Source organism: Vibrio sp. 1069, assembly GCF_033340555.1.
This window is the reverse complement of record NZ_JAWOWP010000743.1, coordinates 1-564: the sequence shown is the minus strand read 5'-3', so window position 1 is coordinate 564 and position 564 is coordinate 1. Positions and strand designations below refer to the sequence as shown.

The following is a 564-nucleotide window of genomic DNA, read 5'->3' as shown; positions in this document are numbered from 1 at the left end:
GGATGGCGATTCCAGTGACGGTTTTGGCACTGACGGCATCATTTCGCCCCCAATATTGAGCAACGAGCGTGCCGTTGGCAGAGGCTAGACCGGCCATGATCATGATCGCCACGAAATGCCATTTTGACGCAATTCCCACAGCCGCTGTCGCTTCTTTACCAAAGTCACTAACCATGAGAACATCAGCCAATGCCAATATCGCGACAAGCGCGCTTTGGATTGCGACAGGAAAACCTAAGCGAATAATCTGACGTAACAAGTCGCCAGACATAGGATTTGTTTGGTTTTTGATGTCAGTATTGTTCGTCATAGTCACTCCTCAGTTTGTGGGGGAATATAAAACCAACCGAGGCATAAATACATGTTCGAAAATCGACAAAACCTGTGCAAATCCGTCATCGGTCAATTCTCGCCTCAACATGAGTGGCACGATGACGTCTACCTTGCGCCTGCGTGCAAAGAACGTTTTCTTACGCTAACGGAAATTCCAGAATGGCAACGTGCCGATATTTTTATGGCGGGATTGGCTGAGCTGCACGACGGTTATCACGTTGAGCGTGACAA

At 48.4% G+C, this 564-nt stretch carries 1 protein-coding gene and 1 pseudogene; one reads left to right on the top strand and one right to left on the bottom strand.

All coding sequences use genetic code 11. The features are described from left to right. A partial coding sequence (locus R7040_RS28805) for an MATE family efflux transporter (RefSeq protein WP_411978232.1) occupies window positions 1–271 on the bottom strand: 271 nt, incomplete at its 3' end. Window positions 272–361: 90 nt separating this feature from the next. Between R7040_RS28805 and R7040_RS28800 the strand changes: the two are divergent. Beyond that, a pseudogene (locus R7040_RS28800) lies at window positions 362–564 on the top strand (AraC family transcriptional regulator); the annotation flags it as partial.